Below are 23170 nucleotides of genomic sequence, written 5' to 3' on the forward strand. Positions count from 1 at the left end.
TTACTTTCTAAAGGGCAAAAATTATGAAAACTTTTATATATCAAGCAAAAGAAAGTAAAAGCAAGAATCTTGTCAATTACTTCTTACTCTTTATCTTGTTGCTGTTCAGTATATCTGGAGTGGCGCAGGTTCGAAAAGCATTTACACCTCGTACCTCGGTCGAAGCGGGTAATAAAACCATTTATAATCTAAAGGGTGACTTTACCATGTTGGGAAACCTCAGCTTACGGCTTCAGACTTATGGGGACAATACCACGAATGGTGGTAACATGATGGTTTATGCCGATGTTGATACGGATCCCAGTACGGTAAACTCCTCTTCGGCGAGTTTAGTTCTATCGACTGAAAACGGTTCAGATCCGAATTGTTCGGAGATTGTATTCGCCGGGTTATATTGGAGTGGCCGCGTTTCTGGAGGTAATACGACCTCTGTGACAACCTCTCAGCCCGTTACAAATAACTTGACAAATCAAAACGCGACATGGTCTCATAACTCGGTGACCTATACCAATGCCGCTTTGTCGATTGCTCGTTTGGGAGGCAACAACGATCGTTATCCCGAATACACCTTTGTCGTAGGTACAGAAACACATGTAATTCGTATCAATAATAATTCAGCTAGTGGCAATACACTACGGGGGACGGTCAGTATTAATGGAGGTTCATTTCAGTCGCTTCCTGGATCCTACAATTCATCGACTGGCATTTTTACGCCGACTGGCACCTACACCATTACTTCAGGCGGAACTTCTGTTACGATCAATAGTATCCGGCGGAATATCAGCGCAAGCGGTAGTACTGGCGACTATCAAACGAGCCCTACAAACTCTGCATCAGTTACATTGAATGGAACGTTTATAACAACCCAAAATGTAACAACAACACTGGATAAGACTAAAGTAAAGATTAAAGGGCCAGGGGCTCCCACTTATACCGACTTAACCGCAAATGCTTCTGACATACAATATCCTGGCGATAATAATATGTATGCTGCATACAAGGATGTAACAAGCTATGTTAAACAATATGGCATCGGTAGTTATACCGTAGCAAACGTGTCGTCAACCGAAGGTGAAGGTGATGGTGTCGGATATTATGGCGGTTGGGGAATGGTTGTTGTTTATGGTAACTCCAAGATGAAGTGGCGCGATATAACGGTATTCGATGGATATGCTTATGTCGTCAACGGAGTTGCGACCCATGAATTACCGATTAGCGGCTTTCATGCTACTCAGGCCGGAGATGTCAAAGTTAAACTTGGGGTGATGGCAGGTGAAGGTGATCGAAATTATGATGGAGATTTCTTAAATATCCGGAATGCGGCGAACACAGCCTGGGTACCCCTACAGCATGTTGGCAACCCGCCAAGTGGAGGTACCCCTAACTTTTTCAATTCGTCGGTGCAAACCGGAGGAAACGCACGAAATCCTAACCTATTAAATAATTCAGGTTTGGATATTGCGATGTTTGAGATTCCGAATGCGACGAAACAGATCATACAGAATAATGCAACCAGTACCACCTTGCAATATGGTAGTACATTGGATACTTATATTATTTACAATATCGTATTTGGTGTGGATGCCTATGTTCCGGAGGTAGAGCCTTTAAATACAATTGTAAGTGTCAATGGATCTCCATCAAGTGGTACACCAACTGTTCAACCTGGAGATATTATAGAGTATAAACTTCAAATTAAAAATAGGGGAACTGAGGGGGTTAGTAATGCGAAGGTTACCATTCCTGTTCCTTATACCGCTTCTTTTGTAAGTGGTAGTTTGGTGGGAACACCGGGTCCAGGTGTCACACCTGCAGCTGCACCTGCATTTGATCCACTTAATGGTGCATTAGGTTCCATTGTGTGGAACATTGGTAGTTTACCACTACCTGCCAATCCAGAGACCGTATTAGCAACATTAACGTACAAGTTTAAGGTTACCGAAGATTGTTTCTTGTTAGCAAATCCAAACTGTACACCTACTGTTGCAGTGGATGGATTAGTGACGGGAGTTGGTGCCGTAACAGGGACAACATTAGGAGGCAGCGGGGAATTTATTTCCGGCTTCCAGTCTGAAGGTGCTTGTCAAGGCGAACCTATTCGCGACCCAATCGCGGTACAGATCAACGTGGGTAATCACTGTCAAAATTATCAATATCAGATATTAGACTTTGTTTTTTGTGAAGCTACTAGTAACGCGGTAATATTGGCGCAAGTAAGGAGTGCTTTTCCGGCAGGAACGCGTTTTTACAGTAATGCGAATGGTACCGGAACGGAGTATAATGAGTCGACGCCATTTCCATTGAATGATCCAAATCTTGTATTCTATGCAAAACCAGCAGGAGCGGAAGGTTGTTACTACGAGTTTAAAATTAAAGTAACAGATATTACAGACCTTCCAACGGTGAGTAGCACTCCGATAGTGTATTGTGTGGGTGAAACTGCGGTGCCATTGACTGCCACTGCGACTGTTGCTGGGTATAATTTGTATTATTACACGGCGATTGACGGAAATGGTAAACCGGTGGGTTCAGCGCTGAATGCGATTACACCGCCGACGAGCACAGCAGGCACTTTCACTTACTATGTAACACAAGGTACAGCAATTTGTCAGAGTGACCCTGTTGCCATTACGGTTCAGGTTTTAGCTACGCCTACTATAACAACAGATCTTCAAAACGTAACTCTCTGTCAAAATACAAATGGCAGCATGACTGTGGTGGTTGGAAATACGCTTCCGGCTTTCACCTATACGTGGGAAATGGAAGTTGGTGGTGTTTGGCAAGCAATTAATAATACGGCCTTAACGTCTAATGGTGCGACTTTAAATATTACGAATGTGCCACTATCCCTTAACGGAACTAAGGTTCGTGTAACTATTGCGAATGGTAGATGTGCAATAACCTCCGCGGTGGGTACAATTACAGTTAATAAATTAACTACTGTTACGACTTCCCCAGTGGGAGCTACCTACTGTAAGGATGCAGTTGCTACGGCACTTTCTGTTGTCGCCGAGGGCACCGGTACGCTTACCTACCAATGGTACAGCAACACGCTCAACAGCACGACAGGTGGTACGTTGATCACGGGCGCGACCAATGCGAGCTATACACCGGTTACGACTACGGTTGGTACGCAGTATTACTATGTCGTGGTTAAAGGTTCATGTGGCGCAGATGCAACGTCAGCAGTTGCTGCGATCATCATCAATAAACCGACTGCGGTTACGACTTCCCCAGTGGGTGCTACCTACTGTAAGGATGCAGTTGCTACTGCACTTTCTGTTGTCGCCGAGGGCACCGGTACGCTTACCTACCAATGGTACAGCAACACGATCAACAGCACGACAGGTGGTACGTTGATCACCGGGGCGACCAATGCGAGCTATACACCGGTTACGACTACGGTTGGTACGCAGTATTACTATGTCGTGGTTAAAGGTTCCTGTGGTGCAGATGCAACGTCAGCAGTTGCTGCGATCATCATCAATAAACCGACTGCGGTTACGACTTCCCCAGTGGGTGCTACGTACTGTAAGGATGCAGTTGCTACGGCACTTTCTGTTGTCGCCGAGGGCACCGGTACGCTTACCTACCAATGGTACAGCAACACGATCAACAGCACGACAGGTGGTACGTTGATCACCGGGGCGACCAATGCGAGCTATACACCGGTTACGACTACGGTTGGTACGCAGTATTACTATGTCGTGGTTAAAGGTTCCTGTGGTGCAGATGCAACGTCAGCAGTTGCTGCGATCATCATCAATAAACCGACTGCGGTTACGACTTCCCCAGTGGGTGCTACGTACTGTAAGGATGCAGTTGCTACGGCACTTTCTGTTGTCGCCGAGGGCACCGGTACGCTTACCTACCAATGGTACAGCAATACGCTCAACAGTACGACAGGTGGTACGTTGATCACGGGAGCGACCAATGCGACCTATACACCGGTTACGACTACGGTTGGTACGCAGTATTACTATGTCGTGGTTAAAGGTTCATGTGGTGCAGATGCAACGTCAGCTGTTGCTGCGATCATCATCAATAAACCGACTGCGGTTACGACTTCCCCAGTGGGAGCTACCTACTGTAAGGATGCAGTTGCTACGGCACTTTCTGTTGTCGCCGAGGGCACCGGTACGCTTAGCTACCAATGGTACAGCAATACGCTCAACAGCACCACAGGTGGTACGTTGATCACGGGTGCGACCAATGCGACCTATACACCGGTTGCGACTACGGTTGGTACACAGTATTACTATGTCGTGGTGAAAGGTTCATGCGGAGCAGATGCAACGTCAGCTGTTGCTGCGATCATCATCAATAAACCGACTGCGGTTACGACTTCCCCAGTGGGTGCTACCTACTGTAAGGATGCAGTTGCTACGGCACTTTCTGTTGTCGCCGAGGGCACCGGTACGCTTACCTACCAATGGTACAGCAACACGATCAACAGCACGACAGGTGGTACGTTGATCACGGGTGCGACCAATGCGACCTATACACCGGTTACGACTACGGTTGGTACGCAGTATTACTATGTCGTGGTTAAAGGTTCATGTGGCGCAGATGCAACGTCAGCAGTTGCTGCGATCATCATCAATAAACCGACTGCGGTTACGACTTCCCCAGTGGGTGCTACGTACTGTAAGGATGCAGTTGCTACGGCACTTTCTGTTGTCGCCGAGGGCACCGGTACGCTTACCTACCAATGGTACAGCAATACGCTCAACAGCACCACAGGTGGTACGTTGATCACGGGTGCGACCAATGCGACCTATACACCGGTTACGACTACGGTTGGTACACAGTATTACTATGTCGTGGTGAAAGGTTCATGCGGAGCAGATGCAACGTCAGCAGTTGCTGCGATCATCATCAATAAACCGACTGCGGTTACGACTTCCCCAGTGGGTGCTACCTACTGTAAGGATGCAGTTGCTACGGCACTTTCTGTTGTCGCCGAGGGCACCGGTACGCTTACCTACCAATGGTACAGCAATACGCTCAACAGCACCACAGGTGGTACGTTGATCACGGGTGCGACCAATGCGACCTATACACCGGTTACGACTACGGTTGGTACGCAGTATTACTATGTCGTGGTGAAAGGTTCATGTGGCGCAGATGCAACGTCAGCTGTTGCTGCGATCATCATCAACAAACCGACTGCGGTTACGACTTCCCCAGTGGGTGCTACGTACTGTAAGGATGCAGTTGCTACGGCACTTTCTGTTGTCGCCGAGGGCACCGGTACGCTTACCTACCAATGGTACAGCAATACGCTCAACAGCACCACAGGTGGTACGTTGATCACCGGGGCGACCAATGCGACCTATACACCGGTTACGACTACGGTTGGTACACAGTATTACTATGTCGTGGTGAAAGGTTCCTGTGGTGCAGATGCAACGTCAGCAGTTGCTGCGATCATCATCAACAAACCGACTGCGGTTACGACTTCCCCAGTGGGTGCTACGTACTGTAAGGATGCAGTTGCTACGGCACTTTCTGTTGTCGCCGAGGGCACCGGTACGCTTAGCTACCAATGGTACAGCAATACGATCAACAGCACCACAGGTGGTACGTTGATCACGGGAGCTACGGCTTCTTCTTACACGCCATCATCGGCTACGGTTGGTACGCAGTATTACTATGTCGTGGTGAAAGGTTCATGTGGTGCAGATGCAACATCAGCTGTTGCTGCGATCATCATCAACAAACCGACTGCGGTTACGACTTCCCCAGTGGGTGCTACCTACTGTAAGGATGCAGTTGCTACGGCACTTTCTGTTGTCGCCGAGGGCACCGGTACGCTTAGCTACCAATGGTACAGCAATACGCTCAACAGCACCACAGGCGGTACGTTGATCGCGGGCGCTACCAATGCGACCTACACGCCATCATCGGCTACGGTTGGTACCCAATATTACTACGTGGTAGTGGGCAGTGATTGTGGGGCTGATGTCACCTCCGCTGTTGTCAGCATTGTGGTTAACCAACCTACAGTTATTACCACATCACCAGAGGGTGGTATCTATTGCCAGAATACAGAGGTTCTTCCATTGAGTGTTGTGGCCAATGGTACAGGCGAGCTTAGCTACCAGTGGTACAGCAATACGATCAACAGCACCACAGGTGGTACGTTGATCACGGGTGCGACCAATGCGACCTATACGCCATCATCGACTACAGTTGGTACCCAATATTACTACGTGGTAGTGGGCAGTGATTGTGGGGCTGATGTCACCTCCGCTGTTGTCAGCATTGTGGTTAACCAACCTACAGTTATTACCACATCACCAGAGGGTGGTATCTATTGCCAGAATACAGAGGTTCTTCCATTGAGCGTTGTGGCCAATGGTACGGGCGAGCTTAGCTACCAATGGTACAGCAATACGATCAACAGCACCACAGGTGGTACGTTGATCACGGGAGCGACGGCTTCTTCTTACACGCCATCATCGGCTACGGTTGGTACCCAATATTACTACGTGGTAGTGGGCAGTGATTGTGGTGCTGATGTCACCTCCGCTGTTGTCAGCATTGTGGTTAACCAACCTACGGTTATTACCACATCACCAGAGGGTGGTACCTATTGCCAGAATACAGAGGTTCTTCCATTGAGTGTTGTGGCCAATGGTACAGGCGAGCTTAGCTACCAGTGGTACAGCAACACCATCAACAGCACCACAGGTGGTACGTTGATCACGGGCGCTACGGCTTCTTCTTACACGCCATCATCGGCTACGGTTGGTACCCAATATTACTACGTGGTAGTGGGCAGTGATTGTGGTGCTGATGTCACCTCCGCTGTTGTCAGCATTGTGGTTAACCAACCTACAGTTATTACCACATCGCCAGAGGGTGGTACCTATTGCCAGAATACAGAGGTTCTTCCATTGAGCGTTGTGGCCAATGGTACAGGCGAGCTTAGCTACCAATGGTACAGCAATACGATCAACAGCACCACAGGTGGTACGTTGATCACGGGAGCGACGGCTTCTTCTTACACGCCATCATCGGCTACGGTTGGTACCCAATATTACTACGTGGTAGTGGGCAGCGATTGTGGGGCTGATGTCACCTCCGCTGTTGTCAGCATTGTGGTTAACCAACCTACAGTTATTACCACATCACCAGAGGGTGGTATCTATTGCCAGAATACAGAGGTTCTTCCATTGAGCGTTGTAGCCAATGGTACAGGCGAGCTTACCTACCAGTGGTACAGCAATACGATCAACAGCACCACAGGTGGTACGTTGATCACGGGCGCTACCAATGCGACCTTCACGCCATCATCGGCTACGGTTGGTACCCAATATTACTACGTGGTAGTGGGCAGTGATTGTGGGGCTGATGTAACCTCCGCTGTTGTCAGCATTGTGGTTAACCAACCTACAGTTATTACAACATCACCAGAGGGTGGTATCTATTGCCAGAATACAGAGGTTCTTCCATTGAGCGTTGTGGCCAATGGTACAGGCGAGCTTAGCTACCAGTGGTACAGCAACACCATCAACAGCACCACAGGTGGTACGTTGATCACGGGAGCTACCAATGCGACCTACACGCCATCATCGGCTACGGTTGGCACCCAATATTACTACGTGGTAGTGGGCAGTGATTGTGGGGCTGATGTCACCTCCGCTGTTGTCAGCATTGTGGTTAACCAACCTACAGTTATTACCACATCGCCAGAAGATGCTACTTACTGTAAGGATGTAGCTGCTACGGCACTTTCTGTTGTAGCCGAGGGCACCGGTACACTTACCTACCAATGGTACAGTAACACGATCAACAGCACCACAGGTGGTACGTTGATTACTGGGGCGACTAGTGCAACTTATATTCCTTCAACTGCAGTTGTTGGTACACAATACTATTATGTACTCGTTCATGGGGATTGTGGTGCAGACGTTCGTTCAGCGATTGCGACCATAACAGTGAATAAGCCGACAACAGTGGTGTCTTCGCCGGTAGGGTCTACCTATTGCGAAGGTGGAGGTGCTACTGTCTTGTCGGTGGTTGCTGATGGTACAGGCGAACTTACGTACCAATGGTATAGTAATAGCACAAATGCAACGACAGGCGGTACACTTATACCAGGTGCGACGTCAGATACGTATTTGCCAACCACAACAACAGTCGGCACACGGTATTATTATGTGGTCGTTACCGGAGAGTGTGGTACTATTAGTACTTCTAGTGCTGCAGCCGTTAAGGTCAATGCCTTACCAGAGCCACCGGTCGTAGAAACTATAACGACATTTAGTGGTGGTCCGGAAATAGCATATGATGTTGTGGCTCTTCCGAATCATACTTTGACATGGTACACTGATATGAACGGAACCAGTCCAAGATCTCTTAATGCGTCAGTAAGAACAGATGTTATTGGAGTATTCACCGCGTATGTATCGCAAACAAATAACGAAACTGGATGTACAAGTCGAATTATCCCAGTACAAATTATTGTTAAGTCGATCGGTATCGCTGTAGAAAAAGAAGTTGATCAGACAGCAGTTACAGGACCGAAGTTATTGACTTATAAGATTAAGGTTACTAATACAGGTACGTATGATCTTACCCAAGTAAATGTGGTCGATATTCTGAAACAAGAAAATGCGCCTGATATGTCCATTACCGCAATTGGATCTCCAGTAGAATCCGGTGTTGCCAATGGTATTTTAGAAGCACAAGAGACCTGGACTTACCAATTTACTTACATGGTGGATCAGGGACGTGTGGATAATGGTAAGAATGTCATCAATACCGTTTCGGTTACTACGCACGAAGTTGAGGTTCCAGTGACGGATGCTGTAGAAACCAGTATTAGTCAAAGTGGTGCGATACGTGTGGTTAAAAACCATGCACTTCCTAGCACCGGTGAAAGAGGATGCTACGAACTTAAAGTTGGAGACAAGATACCGTATCGTTTTGCGGTCAGCAATGGTGGAAATGTCACGCTACGTAACATTACATTAAATGATCCGTTGGTGGGACTTACGACTCCAATTTTGACTGGTGGTGATACCAATAACAATGGTCAATTGGATGTGGGTGAGGTTTGGAACTACACCGCAGAGTATACCATTAAGCAGGCTGATATCGATGCTGGACGGGTAAGTAACCAAGCTACAGTACGTGGTTCTACACCTGCAGGGGTACAAGTAAGTGACTTGTCTGGAAGTAGTGTAAACACGGATGGTGCTACGATCGTTAACATCTGTGCACTGCCAAGCGTAAGTATTGAAAAAATAGCAGATCGGGCAGAGATTGTTCAAGTCGGCGAAGAAGTTAAGTATACCTTGAAAGTGAAAAACACAGGTAACACCATGTTGTACAATGTCGTTGTAACAGACATTCTGTTCAGTGACTGGTCAAGAACACTGGCAACTTTAGCACCGAAGGAAGAGGTGGTTATTAATCTTACTTACAAGGTTACACAAGCTGATTTTGACAAAGGTACAGTGAAGAATATTGCACGAGTAGAGGGACGCGATAAACAAGAGGTACCAGTCAAAGGAGCAAGCCCTGAGGTGGTTATTCCGATCAAGTATATCAATAAACTTGTTGTGGAGAAAACAGCCGATGTTACCCAAGTGGGTGAACTTGATGCCGAAATCTCTTACACCATTTTAGTCAGAAATGATGGAAATCAACCGCTAATAAATGTAGTTGTTGTTGATCCATTGACAAACTTGAACAGAACGATTGAGAAATTGGCTCCAGGTGAGTCAACGACGATCACCACGGTTTACAAGGTTACTGTAGATGATCTGCGGAATAAATCGACTATTGAGAATGTGGTAAATGTAACGGCGAAGACTCCACAAGGTACAGAAGTTAAAGGCACCGATGCAGTGACAGTGAAGGTTGTTCCAGTTGATAATTTTAAAATACCAAATGTGTTTACTCCAAATGGAGATGGTACAAATGATAATTTTGAAATAATTGGAATTGAACTGTTGGATCGTGTAGAAGTAATCATTATAAATCGCTGGGGTAATGAAGTTTATAGAAATGATAATTACCGAAATGATTGGAGTGGTGAAGGATTGAATAATGGTACATATTACTATATCATCCATACTATAGATCGGGGAGTAAGAACGCCGTACAAAGGCTGGGTAATGATTAAAAAATAAAATCGAAATCAATTAAAATTGAGAATCATGAAGACGCTTTTTAAGATAGGGATGTTATTAATGCTGGTCGTAACCAAAGGTTACGCCCAGCAGAATATCCAGTTTTCGCAGTATATTTTTAATAGTCTCAGCGTTAATCCGGCCTACGCAGGGTATAAAGAAGAGTGGTTCGGACAGTTAGCTTTGCGGAGTCAATGGACAGGATGGAAGGGAGCGCCCAAAACGGGCTCGGTGTCTGTGGATGGTGTACTTGACCCTGTAAATCGGAGGCATGGTGTGGGGTTACAAGTTACCGGTGACAAGCTTGGGGCACAGAGCGCTACATCAATTTATGCTAACTATGCTTTGCGGTTGCAACTGGATGATGAGGATACGCAGCGACTAAGTTTGGGTATAGCAGGAGGGATGACAACATACGCACTAGATGGTACGATGTTAGATCCAAATAATCCGAATGATCCAAATCTACCGGACGGAAAAATATCCAAATGGAAGCCAGATATTAGGTTGGGAGTCTACTATTACAATGCCAATTGGTATGCGGGCGTATCGGTACAAGATTTCTTTGCAGGAAGTAATGATAATGAAGATTTTGTGTTTGATAACCTAGCTACGGAAAGTTTGTATCGTAAGATAAACGGTTATTTTATTGCTGGTGCAATATTTAATCTTTCGCCAGGTTTAGCGTTACGCCCAAGCTTATTGGTTAAAGACGATTTTAAAGGTCCTACATCATTGGACGTTAATGCAATGTTTATATTCCAAAATAAGTTTTGGATTGGCGGGGGCTATCGCACACGAAGCCGCATCTTTAATCGTGAATATGTGGATCAATCTGCTGCCAAGTTAAGTTCCCGAAATGCGGTTGTTGCTATAGCGCAGTTTTATATCTCACCACGTTTTAGGATTGGCTATTCGTATGATGCGATGTTGAATAAAATGAGCGGAAATCAAAATGGTAGTCATGAGGTGACCCTCGGAGTAACGTTTGGAAAATCCGTCGTGAAATTGTTAAGTCCAAGATATTTTTAATTGTATAGCCCTAAAATTAATGACGTTATGAAAAATATACTTTTTATGAAAAGGGAAATACTTCTCCTGTTGTTATTAGTGCTAGTATCGACTCGTCATTACGCACAAGAGCAACCGGATATAAGGTCAAGAGCCTATCAGTATTTTACATTGGGAGAATATGCTCGCGCGGCAACATTATATGAAAAGCTTGTCGATAAAAAGAAAGTTAGGACGCAGGATCTCGAGCATATCGCGGCGTGTTATCAGCAGATTAATGCCTATGAGCAGGCGGAAAATTGGTACGCTCGTGCTATGCAGCAAGAGGGATACCTACCGGAGACCCATTGGAATTATGCACAAGCTCTAAAGCAGAATGGAAAGTACGATGCCGCGAAAAAGCAATTTGAAGCGTACCGTACTAAGTATGGTGCTTCTGATCAACTTGCGTTGGAGATTGCTGGTGCAGATTCGGCCGTTCGATGGATTGCAGCTCCCCAAAAAATAGATATCCGAAATGAACGGAGTATAAATACCCCATTATCTCAGTTTGCCGCATATCCGTGGAAAGGTAATCAAGTGCTTTACGCGACAGAACCAATGGATAATAACATGAAGGTGAGCGGGATGACGGGGAATGCATTTCTTAGGTTGGCGTCAGCCAATACAACGGCGGAAACTTTGGCCTTACAAGCCGATAACCTTCTTTCAGGAGCTGTAAATAATGCTGCTTACCATATTGGCCCTGTTGCATCGACAGCTTCGGGCGAGGTGTTATATGTAACACGAACGTATCCAGGTAAAGATGTCGAGCGCTTTCGTAAGGACGGTCTGAAGTTTAAGAAGCATAACCTAGAGCTGATGATCTATACTAAAGATGGAGACGACTGGACGGTGGAACCTTTTGCTTACAACGATGTGAAAAAATACTCTGTAGGACATGCGAGCTTGAGTAGCGATGGACGTGTGCTCTATTTTGCTTCGGATATGCCTGGTGGTATAGGAGGAGTTGACATATGGTGTAGTTTTTTGGAGAATGATGGTAAATGGGGTACTCCGCAGAATCTGGGAAGCGCTGTAAACTCTGTCGGAGATGAGCTTTTTCCTACGATACACGGTGATAAATTGTATTATTCAAGTAATGGATTTGCTGGGATGGGAGGTCTGGATGTGTATGTTGCAACCGGTAAAGGAAATCAATTTGTGGGACGACAAAATCTTAAGTATCCAATTAACACCGCATCAGACGACTTCAGTTTTGTTGTCATAAAAAGTAAGGGGACTACGCGTTCAGGTTATTTGTCGTCTAACCGTTTAGGTGGGGCAGGTGGAGATGATATCTATTCATTCAATGATGTACCTACACCTGTGAATATTCGCCTGGTCGGGACAACGGTAAATAAGAACACCAACGCCCTACTACCTGAAGCAGCGGTGTATCTTTTTGATAAAGACAATACGTTGGTTTCGCGTAAGCTGTCAGATGATCGAGGGGCATTTGCTTTTGATATAAGCGCTGATAAGAGTTATAGTATTCGGGCGGAGAAGACAGGGTTTCATGAGGATATGGTTTTGGTTGATGCAGTACATCCCATTAAGGATACCACGCTTTCGGTCGTATTGCGTTTACAGCCAGTGTCTAAACCCGGAGATAAATTTGTGTTAGAAAATATCTACTACGATTTTGATAAATATAACATCCGAAAGGACGCATCGATTATACTAAATGGTCTTGTTCGGACATTGCGGGATAACCCTACATTGCGTATTGAGCTATCCAGTCATACCGACAGTAGAGGCAGTGACCGTTACAATGAGTCTCTTTCTCAAAAAAGAGCACAAAGTGCGGTGGATTATTTAGTGAGCCAAGGAATAGATCGAAATAGGCTGAAAGCCAAAGGATATGGAGAGAAAAGATTGGTTAATCACTGTTCAAACGGTGTTTCTTGTTCTGCTGCAGAACATCAAGCTAACCGGAGGACGGAGATTGAAATTTTAGAGTATTAATAGGGTGTAGCTTGTTATCTACATTTTTTAAAATGATAGTTTTTTGTAATAATATTTTGTTTTTAAATTGGAGTAGAGTTCTTGGAAATATACGTAAAGACGGTGTTTCCAACGCTCAAACCTAAGTGTGATGCCTATGAAAGTGTACGATAGCCTAGGGGAATTGCTAAATAGAATTGGCCAGCAATATCAAGAGTGGGGAAACAAGGGATTCGCCACATTGACCGATGTCAGTAGTGAGGGGGGTGTTCATTTGTTACCAAAAGAACAATTTCTTGCCTTGCATGATATGGATGTACTTCGAATACAGGGTTATGCTATTATGATGCTCTTTGTCAGTAACATTTCGCTCATTGTATTACTATGGTTTTTATTTAGAAGTGGTAAATCAGGGCAACGAAACGGTGTGGATCGGGCCTCTTTTGTGGGGAGAGAAGATGAATTCACTGGAAACGGATGGTCTAGCTATTTGCCACAAGGAAACGATAAGCTTCGTATAGAATTTGACTACGACTTTCAGGACCAGCAGGAAAAGAGGAAACAACATATGTTGCAAATGAATTTACGAGCTGATGATAAGTGGGTGATTTTCAAAAAATGGTTTAACGAGATCTATCCCGATTTCTATCCGGTGCTTACTGAGCGATATCCAGATCTCACACAATGCGAACTTCGGTTACTATCGCTGATGAAGTTTAAGCTTAATAATAAAGAAATGGCGCTTAGACTCGGTATTTCTATGGAGGGGGTGAAGAAGTCTAAACAGCGTTTACGTAAAAAGACGAGTATAGACCTGGATGAATTAGTTGCCTAATTAATTTGGCAATACATAAATGAACTCTCATAAACTACTCTATATACGGCGTCATCGAAAATTGATGACGCTTTTTGTACTATCTCAGTTTCGATTTTAGGTATATGAAAGTGGTGCTATCAAAGTCTATGCTTCCTTCTGCGTAATAAGGAATTCCCATATATTCCATTTCTGTTCCATTTCCTTGTATGAGAGAGTCTCCTGAAGCAAGTAGCGCTAATGGACGTCTTTTCTTCCTAAAAGTGCCGTGTGGTCGGTAGTAGTAGTCTCCGGTAAGTGTATCTTTTGTTATTTTTCCCTGTACTTCTCCGGAGTCGATTATATTTCCAGCGCGGTGAACATTCAATTTTCCATAGAAAGTATCTTTATAGCGAGTCAATGTTAAGTGTGCAGTGTCTCGCTTATATATGGCATGATACGAGACTGTATGATCATTCTTGTCAGAATGACACGATGATATAAGTGAGGCAATTGAAATGGTAGCAATAACTATTCTTGTCTTCATGACGTGTTGCTGAAGTTTTCGTAAAGAAACAAAGATGGTTAAAAAGTGTCAGATAATGTACCGTAGTCTTTTGTGCGATTGATGATGGCTTCGTAATAGTTGATAGACTGTGTTTACTCGTGTCTCATATTTTGTTAAGTTGTGATCAGGTAAATGTAAAAAGCAAGTAATCGTTTTGATACATCTATGGTATTACTTTTGAGAATTAAGATATAATCATCATCTTTATAATGGTTTTGTAACAATTCACGAAGATCAGTGGAGGTATAAAGCCGTATGACAAACATCAGATTAATTAAAAAGAAGGAAAATGAATAGTAAAAGTTTTTTTTTAAGAGCTAGTTTTTTTATGGTTCTGGGGGGGATGACGGTGTCGTTTGCTCCGATCAAAACTCATCAAATAGAGGTAAATGTATCTCCTTTGAAGTTTGAACAGGAAAAGTTGAACTATGCATTTGATGCGCTGGAGCCAGCGATTGATGCACAGACGATGCAAATTCACTACGAGAGACATTATGGTGCTTATGTGAAAAATGCGAATGATGCACTGGTTGCTGAGAATGTAAAGGAAACGAGTGACATCGCCTTGTTTAAGAATATAGATAAGTATAGTGCCAAATTGAGAAACAATGCTGGCGGTTCATTTAATCATGCATTATTTTGGAAAACGATTAGAGCGCCTAAAGCAGATAACAAACCTACCGGAGCATTAGCTGCAGCCATTGATAAAGAGTTTGGAAGTTTCGATAAGTTTAAAGAAGAGTTTACGAAAGTCGCGACATCACAATTTGGTTCGGGCTGGGCTTGGTTAGTACTTGAAAATGGTAAATTGAAAGTTGGTGGTACGGCAAATCAGGATAACCCATTGATGAAAGGGATCGCTTTACAGGGAACCCCTCTTTTGGGCCTCGATGTTTGGGAGCATGCTTATTATTTGAAATATCAAAATAAACGTGCAGATTATATCACTGCTTTTTGGTCAATCGTGAATTGGGACCAGGTGCAACGTAATTTCTCTGCAAAATAGTTTAACGACAAGAATCTAAAGAAGACCCCGGTGGCTAATATAGTACCGGGGCTTTTTGTTTTATAAAGTTATTAAAGGTGTATTTGAATTAGAATTCTTTGTTGTGTCATGTGCAATGTTGATGTATACTTTTAAAATAGGATTTGGTCTGGTTAAAGATATTTTTGATGGTTCTTAGTAAAGTTGGTGAAAAACAGGAGGATGTCTGTTTAACAAATATTCCTTCGTTGTGCCGCAATCTACTATATTATTTTTTGTAATTTTCTATCAACGTGATTTGGGGCAATGAAATTGTAATTACGTCTACTATAAGATTTTGTTCAAAAATGCTGAACTGTTGTAGTTTTTGACTATCAACATAGTCTATATCTTCATACAGTTGTAAATCCATTTCTTCCCTCAAAAATTTTAAGTACCCCGTATCATTTATTTTATAAATGAAAAAGCCATCAAAATTACTATCGGGCTGTATTCTTTGAAAGTCCTTTTCTTGCGTTAACATTTTATCCCTTATTTGAAAAGATACAAAATCTGCAAAAAAAATCTTGTAGGATATTTCCTCACTTGAATAGTGCTGTAGTACAAAGGAAATGTTTTCCCCTCGGGGTGATCTTATTAAAAGATCAATAATTCCAAAATCACTGGAGTTAACTCTTCCACCATATCTTCTTAAAATATCATGTTTCAACTCTTGCACACTTAATTTTTTTTCCATTACTATCTTTATTTTGCATTACTAATCTTTAAATATGCAATTTATTTTAGGTTATTGTAAATAAATATTTTATTATCAGTGTGTTAGTTTTTTTTTTTTTTTTTTTTTTTTGGCGTGATTTTAAATTTTCCTATTTGGCTGGTGAGGAAAATCGAGGAACGGCTTATTTCGTTCTATTAACTCTTGGTCTTTTATTATACCATTTTGTAGTCGGTATTCATTTACCTCATTTTCAATTTCATCATTATATCGGTTTGTTCGTCATCTCCCAGTTTGAAGATGTGTTTATCAAATTCAACAAAACCATTTTTTTTGTAAAAGCTGATCGCTCTCGGGTTTTCTTCCCAAACACCTAGCCAAACATAGTCTGCTTTTTTTCCTTGGCGATCTCCATAGCTTTTTGATACAGGACTTGTCCGACATTTTTGCCATGATATTCTTTTAATACATAAATACGTTCGATTTCCAGGGCTTTCTCATCTTTTAATTCGGTTTGGGATTGACCGAAGTTGATTTTTAAGTAACCGATCACCTCATTTTGGGATAAGGCGAAATAGAACATAGAGGTTGAATTATTCAGTTCGTCGGTGAGCTTTTCGAAAGAAAACCCTTCTGTTAAATAATTCGCCATATTTTCCTCGGTATTACTTTCGGAAAATGTTTCAAAGAATGTTTCTTTGCCTATTTTTTGTAATTGATTGATATCGCTTAGGGATACTTTCTTTATTGTTATCTGTTCCATTAGTGCCTTGTTTTTAGATGTTCCATTCGTAATTTAACCAATCCTTGTTTTCTTCTGCGCCTAATCATTCATAGAACTTTATTCCGGCTTCGTTCCAAGGTGCTACGGTCCATTTTATTTGTTTACAATTATTCGTTTGAGCTCCTTCTTTCAATGCATTATATGTTCGTAATGAATATTGAGTCTAAGTTCGGAAATGAATTTGATGTAAATTTTTACAAATGATAAAAAATTGATTTATACTAGTTATAGGAATATGACAAGCTATTTGCCTAACTTGTAGCGTGATCATTAAAAACAAAAAGAGGTAAATCATTGATATTTACCTCTTTAAAAGCTTAGTTTGTGGAGCCGGAGGGAGTCGAACTTCGCTCGTAACTCTTTGATTTAATATCGATTAAGATTCTTGTTTTCGCAAGGGTCTCGATTTGGTCTCGCTAAACATATTCTTGATATTCCCTAATTCTTTTGCTTAGTAAAGATAGCGAAAAAAGGGGAGAGGTGTATGTTTAATGACTTGTATTATATATAGTACCCGTTCAAGAAGTGTATGGCTTTACGATTGAATTAGAATCACGCTCGTATGAACCTTTTTTCTATTACAGTATACTCTTTGATAGTACAGCTTTAAACCATTCTTTAGTAAAGAACTATAAAAGTCAGACCTGATTACAAATTGCTCCTCCGTTGTTGTTTAATCTACATTATTACTTTTTGTAATTTTCTATCAACGTGATTTGGGGAGATGAAATTGTAATTATATCTACCATCAGATTTTGTTCAATAATACTAAATTGTTGTAGTTTTTGCGTGTCCACATAGTCTATATCTTCATATAGTTGTAAATCCATTTCTTCCCTCAAAAATTTTAAGTACCTCGTATCATTCATTTTATAAATGAAAAAACCATCAAAATTACTATCGGGCTGTAATCTTTGAAAGTCTTTTTCTTGCGTTAACATCTTATCCCTTATTTGAAAAGATACAAAATCTGCAAAAAAAATCTTGTAGGATATTTCCTCACTTGAATAGTGCTGTAGTACAAAGGAAATGTTTTCTCCTCGGGGTGATCTTATTAAAAGATCCAGAATTCCAAAATCACTAGAGCTGACTCTTCCTCCATATCTCTTGATAATATCATGTTTCAATTCTTGTAAACTTAAATTTTTTTCCATAATTAATCATTAAATCTGAATACGCCAATTTCCTTGTTGTTTCTTCTATAGCTTATTGAGCTTTTTCCTGTACTTTTAGAAAAAGGGTAATAAAAATATGTATCTGAACCAGATACCAACCGTAATCTTCCATCTCCATACTCTACCCATGTACCGCCGTGTTTTTGTTGTATCATTGCGCGAATTTGCGAAGGAGTATAATTATAGATTGTTATGCTGACTTTCTTTGTATTTCGAATTGTTGTAGAACGGAATGAAATACTCTTTGTATTAACTCCAATTCCATATAAAACATGTGTAATATAAACATAATATGATGGATCTCTTATAGCATCGATCCATGAATTGGTTACACCATGGAAAAAATCTCCTGCTGCAAGCTGTATTTGAGAAGTAGAAGGAATACCGTTTAAATAGAAGGCATTTGAAGCTGCTTTGTAGAGAGTATAATTACTTTTAAACATGCTTAATGCATCTGCTCTTATTATGTACTCTATTCCTCTATTTTGGTTTCTTGTAGCGGTATAGAATTTTAGCAAACTATTTGAATCATAGTGAGGGGTTAATGTGAACTCGCCAACTTTAATAGAATTTGATGCAACAGAATAAACACTTGAATTTAATATCTTACTATTTTTGTAGACTGAAATTAGATAAAACTCGATAGGATCACCTGTTATGTCATTTTGTAGATTGTTAAGTACACTATTAAATTCTGATTGAGCGAAAGGATCCGTTATACCTATTGCGGAGTAATTTGATGGTACTGTAGGGACATTTGTTTCTACTATTATGTCATCGTCAAAGTCACTTGTAACTCCATTAATAAAAATGAGCTCAAAATCTTCCCAAGTAATATTTCCACTTGTAAGTTCTTTAATTGCCCAAGTAGCTAATTCAAGTTTAGCTACTTCAATTTCATTTTCTATTGCATTTCCTGTGGGGCTTATGTTATACTCTCCTGATGTTATAAAATCTAGTATCTTGTCAGTAATCGTTTCATTTGATGCAAGAAACGTAGCCTCTTGATTCGTCAATGTAATAAACTCGCCAAGCAATTGTGTCTTTGTTAATGGGTCTATAGGTATAACATTAGAAAAGTAATCTTGACATTGCATAAATTCTTCATGACTTTGAAAACCTTCTCCAGTATAACATTGAGCAAAAGGAACGTCTGGCGGATAATTGCCTGGATCGGTACTAGGACCTCCAGGACCACCTCCAGGACTACCGCCTCCGCCACCACCACCACCTCCGTTACCGCCTCCGCTACCACCCCAACACTGCTGTACTATTGTAGTCGTTACGTAAGTGTGGTAGAATCGCATAGGTGGGCTACAATTAGTTCCGTCGCAATCGCAATTATGATCTACCGTATGCCCAGGGCCACCTGTACAAGGTATATCTAAAACGTCTGTTTTATATTGTGATACAAGAACGTCCATACATTCTACATCACCTCCTGGATTGGCAGAAGCAAGTTTATTTATCGGACCACGATCTTTACTGAGATTAATAGAGAATTTACTTTTACTTTTAAAGTCGTAGAAGGAAATACTTCCATTGACCTTTAATCGTTTATTTGATGTTATCCATTCAGTGGGGGATATTCTTATTGTACTAAAGTGAATTTCGTTGTCCTTTAAAGTGACAGATAAAAAATTGAGTTGTTCGTACGGGACGTTTTTCTTACCTCCAATGTTAATAAACGCATTTTTAAAGCGAATCGGAACGTATATGCTTGATGAATGACGAAATGCTCCATCCCATAAGGGCGTTAAATTAGTATTTTCCTTATTAAAGCTTAAGTCAATACCACTTTTCTCAAATTTAGACTTTATAATCTCAATATCTAGTTTATCATTCTGATGAAGAGAACCATTTAAGTAATAGTCTTTACTGCATCCTGAAAGGAGGATAAGTACCAGACAAAAAAGAGTCTGGCAAATCTTTTTGGTGATTTTCATAATAAAAAAATTGGTTAGTATTCTAAACATAGTTATTAAATATTTGATTATCAATTAATAATAGTTTTTGATTCTTTTCTACTTCAAACATCCTCCATTGTGTGAATTATTTTATAGTTTATTTTCTTGCATATTGATGGTCTAAAGGCATTAAATGCTGTTATTGTTAAAGCATAGCTATATTAAGTTCTTTGGAATACGGATTTCCGTAAAATTTTCTCCAAAAAAAAAGTACTCTTCGCATATGTCCGAAAAGGCAAATGATTAATTATTTGGTATGGTATATATTGGAGAATATCCTAAGAACCCAAACACTCAAGGTTGGGAGCAGTTCAATGCGAGTAAGAGTGCGATGTTATCGGCATTTGATCAGGCAATTGTGAGGTCGAAAGGTAGAAAGGTACAGACTGAGCATGGAAGGGTGGCTGAAGCGGAATTTAGGAAATGGTTGTCTGATTTTTTACCGAAAAAGTATGGTGTTACTTCTGGCTTTATAATTTCGCAAGGGTTAGGAGGCTGCGACGACCCCTAATTTTGATGTTATTATTTATGACATACTTGAGTCTCCGGTTCTATGGATTGAGGAAAATCCTGATAGTTCTATGAACGGTCAGTCTCGAGCAATACCTGCTGAATATGTGAAGGCTGTTTTCGAAGTTAAATCGCGGTTCAATGCGCAAAATGTCAAAAATGCCATTAACCATATAGGTGAGTTAGAAATTTTACTTTCTGGCCAGAATCCCGATCCAGACGGCTATAACTTGTTTTTACCAAAAGATTTCTTTTGGTCCCTCGTATTTTTTGACTTCAAAATAGGAGACCGAGGTAAGTTATCGTCATTGAACAATTTTTTAGATGGATTAAAGTTTCGTGGAATAGCCCCATCTGTGATTTTGCGATATGAGGGTTTTGAAAATGAAATGTTAACAGGTAGTGTCGAACTTTTTTTGAATGAACAAAAAGAGGAAGCAATTGCTGATGTATCTTCTTCTCAGTTTGAATTTAATGATCTAAATGCCTCTTTTGTATTACGCTTTACGGAAGAAAATTTTTCTCGTTTTGCATTTTCAACTTTACGACTTCTTAATCCTAATTTAGGTTATTCTAACTATGTTAGCGGTTCGTCTAATTCTGAATTTGTTTAACAATTTTAAGTGTTTATTATTAGGTGTTTATAGAAGTGTTTTGACGAATTCAATGCTATTTGGGTTTAAATATTTGGTAAAGTGTAAAATTCGGATCGTTTATTTTTAACAAGATAAAATTTCAATATTATGATTGTCTGTCATTATGATTTAGAGGTGCTGTTCAGTAATTACAAGAATTTACTTCAAGAACGTTTGGACCGATATCGCTTGTTGCATATCTGTGAAGACTCGGTTAGATATGATTTTTTCTCCGCCCTGATAGAAACTTATGGGTTAAGACCATCACAAATACAGATTGAGGTGCCAATAAATGAAAAGTGCTTTAATTCTCGAAATAATGATAAAGCTTTTCGCAAGGAAAAGCCATTAATTGACTTAGTCGTTAAAGAGGAGTTTTTAAATATTTCGGCTGAGTTTGGCTTGTTCCGGCAAAATAGCAATGAAAATGGTACTATCAATCAGACATATCGTACTGTTAAGATGTTAAACGATATGATTAGGGTGTCTTTAGAAGCAAATTTTACAGGCACTAGGGGGCTCTTCATATGTGTTGCCGATCATAAAATGCTTGGTCATCAAATGAAGAGTAAAATAATTGATAGTTTTCCATCTAATTATTATATAACCACTGCGCTTATAGAGCATCAGCTTAAACAAAAGACAAATAATTTTGATCACCGTTTTCTTCAGATTTTTAAGAACGAGGGAAGAAATATCGTTAGTAAGTTGATTTTTGATGAGCTGTTGAAAGCTAAGTTGGTTATGCATGAAACTAAGCTTCTTATTTGGGAAGTCTATTTAGAGTAGGTGATTGTAGATTTAAGATAAGCATATAATGCTTTTCCTTACCTAGCTATTTCTTAATGGTGTTGTATACACGGAGGCTTTGCCTATAGCTTTTACCTGTTATAAGGGCAATGTCTTTGGGATAAACGCAGATTCTTTTCATACTCTTTATACCCTTTATCTTAGGAGATGATATGCTTCATCACATTCACATGTTCCTTTACTGTGTTGTTTAGATGTTAAAAGACTTTAATTGAATACCTTCTGCTGTTTTCCATTCTAAAGGACCACTTGCTGATCTTGCTAATATTGCTGTTGCTGCTCGCGATGATGATGTGAAAATATAATCTTTGGTTAATCTGTAGTAGTCCCCTTCAATTTTTAAGATGCCTTCTGATAACATTTTCTGTCTTTCCGAGCTAATACTATTAGTTAGTGATGGTTGCTCATTTGCCATTAGAAGAGAGTCTTTATATATTATAAAACCTTCCGTTGATGGGCTGCCTTTACTGTCTGCTCCGGCTCCATTACGACAATAGAATATTTGATTTTGGACTGCGTTGTCTTCGATCGTTTCCTCTAATGCTTCAAAGAGTTTATGCCCTAAGGTAGCTGTTAGAACTTTTACATGTGCAAGAAATTCTTCTAGCTCGGCTTGTTCGGCTTCTGATAATTCGGATCGGGTAGGGGTATTCTGATTAATAGAATACCGACCTGCTTTTATCGCCAACTCATGCAATCGATTTTCCAGATACTTTATACTGGCTTTGTTTAGATATTTGTCTTTGCTACCAAAGAATATAGCTTCATTCCAGAAATCTTTATTTGCAATTTGTTGTAGTAAGCGGTCGGCAACAACCTCTGCTTCGCCAATATAGGCAGCGTCTTCGTTGTTTTCTCCTTTACCTATCAATATATAAACGCCTGGTTTTTGAAACTCCAAACGGTTACTATATTCTTTGATTTTAATACGAGGTACCTTGATCCCTATTCCCGTCCAGTTACTGAGTTCGACGGTTGTAAGACCGTTAGCTGTTCCATCTACTAGAAATAATCGTATAGTTTTTCCGAAAGTGTGCATTTGAATCGAAATTATATTCTTGTTAAAATGAATAGCCCTGTCTA

Annotated in this window: 14 protein-coding genes; 8 read left to right on the forward strand and 6 right to left on the reverse strand. The window is 41.2% G+C overall.

Translation table 11 applies throughout. The annotated features are described in order from the left end of the window. The first annotated feature begins 23 nt into the window (after window positions 1-23). The 4 genes from E2P86_RS08830 (at window position 24) to E2P86_RS08845 (ending at window position 13980) form a co-directional block, all read left to right on the forward strand. Window positions 24-10148 (forward strand): gliding motility-associated C-terminal domain-containing protein, encoded by a 10125-nt coding sequence (locus E2P86_RS08830; protein WP_134432478.1) that lies wholly within the window; start codon window positions 24-26, stop codon window positions 10146-10148. A gap of 27 nt (window positions 10149-10175) precedes the next feature. Continuing rightward, complete coding sequence (locus E2P86_RS08835) at window positions 10176-11180, forward strand: PorP/SprF family type IX secretion system membrane protein (protein WP_085474581.1); 1005 nt, start codon at window positions 10176-10178, stop codon at window positions 11178-11180. A gap of 45 nt (window positions 11181-11225) precedes the next feature. After that, on the forward strand, window positions 11226-13166 hold the full coding sequence (locus tag E2P86_RS08840; protein WP_240775592.1) for an OmpA family protein: 1941 nt from the start codon (window positions 11226-11228) through the stop codon (window positions 13164-13166). A 136-nt stretch (window positions 13167-13302) separates the two neighbouring features. Next, a complete protein-coding gene (locus tag E2P86_RS08845) occupies window positions 13303-13980 on the forward strand; it encodes a helix-turn-helix transcriptional regulator (protein ID WP_134432482.1) in 678 nt (225 codons plus the stop codon). Window positions 13981-14059: 79 nt separating this feature from the next. Here E2P86_RS08845 and E2P86_RS08850 read toward each other — a convergent pair whose 3' ends face one another. Next, complete coding sequence (locus tag E2P86_RS08850) at window positions 14060-14485, reverse strand: hypothetical protein (RefSeq protein WP_134432484.1); 426 nt, start codon at window positions 14483-14485, stop codon at window positions 14060-14062. A gap of 310 nt (window positions 14486-14795) precedes the next feature. Between E2P86_RS08850 and E2P86_RS08855 the strand changes: the two genes are divergently transcribed. Continuing rightward, complete coding sequence (locus E2P86_RS08855) at window positions 14796-15512, forward strand: superoxide dismutase (RefSeq protein WP_134432486.1); 717 nt, start codon at window positions 14796-14798, stop codon at window positions 15510-15512. Window positions 15513-15759: 247 nt separating this feature from the next. On the opposite strand, the gene E2P86_RS08860 is transcribed toward E2P86_RS08855, so the two are convergent. The 4 genes from E2P86_RS08860 to E2P86_RS08880 all read right to left on the reverse strand — a co-directional run bounded on the left by E2P86_RS08860 (window position 15760) and on the right by E2P86_RS08880 (window position 20111). After that, window positions 15760-16227 (reverse strand): hypothetical protein, encoded by a 468-nt coding sequence (locus E2P86_RS08860; protein ID WP_134432488.1) that lies wholly within the window; start codon window positions 16225-16227, stop codon window positions 15760-15762. Between the two features lie 352 nt (window positions 16228-16579). Next, on the reverse strand, window positions 16580-16969 hold the full coding sequence (locus E2P86_RS08865) for a GNAT family N-acetyltransferase (protein ID WP_240775593.1): 390 nt from the start codon (window positions 16967-16969) through the stop codon (window positions 16580-16582). Window positions 16970-17676: 707 nt separating this feature from the next. After that, on the reverse strand, window positions 17677-18144 hold the full coding sequence (locus E2P86_RS08875; protein WP_134432490.1) for a hypothetical protein: 468 nt from the start codon (window positions 18142-18144) through the stop codon (window positions 17677-17679). A gap of 2 nt (window positions 18145-18146) precedes the next feature. Further along, the gene (locus E2P86_RS08880; protein WP_134432492.1) at window positions 18147-20111 is read right to left on the reverse strand and encodes a hypothetical protein; all 1965 of its coding nucleotides are present in this window, start codon (window positions 20109-20111) and stop codon (window positions 18147-18149) included. A gap of 277 nt (window positions 20112-20388) precedes the next feature. On the opposite strand from E2P86_RS08880, the gene E2P86_RS08885 reads away from it, so the two are divergent. From E2P86_RS08885 to E2P86_RS08895, 3 genes are all read left to right on the forward strand, one after another. Then, window positions 20389-20643 (forward strand): DUF6602 domain-containing protein, encoded by a 255-nt coding sequence (locus tag E2P86_RS08885; RefSeq protein ID WP_134432494.1) that lies wholly within the window; start codon window positions 20389-20391, stop codon window positions 20641-20643. A gap of 46 nt (window positions 20644-20689) precedes the next feature. Next, the gene (locus E2P86_RS08890) at window positions 20690-21256 is read left to right on the forward strand and encodes a DUF6602 domain-containing protein (protein WP_317128142.1); all 567 of its coding nucleotides are present in this window, start codon (window positions 20690-20692) and stop codon (window positions 21254-21256) included. Between the two features lie 129 nt (window positions 21257-21385). Continuing rightward, complete coding sequence (locus E2P86_RS08895; RefSeq protein ID WP_134432498.1) at window positions 21386-22066, forward strand: hypothetical protein; 681 nt, start codon at window positions 21386-21388, stop codon at window positions 22064-22066. Window positions 22067-22277: 211 nt separating this feature from the next. Here E2P86_RS08895 and E2P86_RS08900 read toward each other — a convergent pair whose 3' ends face one another. Next, window positions 22278-23126: a GIY-YIG nuclease family protein gene (locus E2P86_RS08900; protein WP_134432500.1), complete on the reverse strand. Its 849-nt coding sequence runs from the start codon at window positions 23124-23126 to the stop codon at window positions 22278-22280. Window positions 23127-23170: the final 44 nt, after the last annotated feature.

Origin of the sequence: Sphingobacterium psychroaquaticum, from assembly GCF_004421025.1 — a bacterium.
Lineage (GTDB): Bacteria > Bacteroidota > Bacteroidia > Sphingobacteriales > Sphingobacteriaceae > Sphingobacterium > Sphingobacterium psychroaquaticum.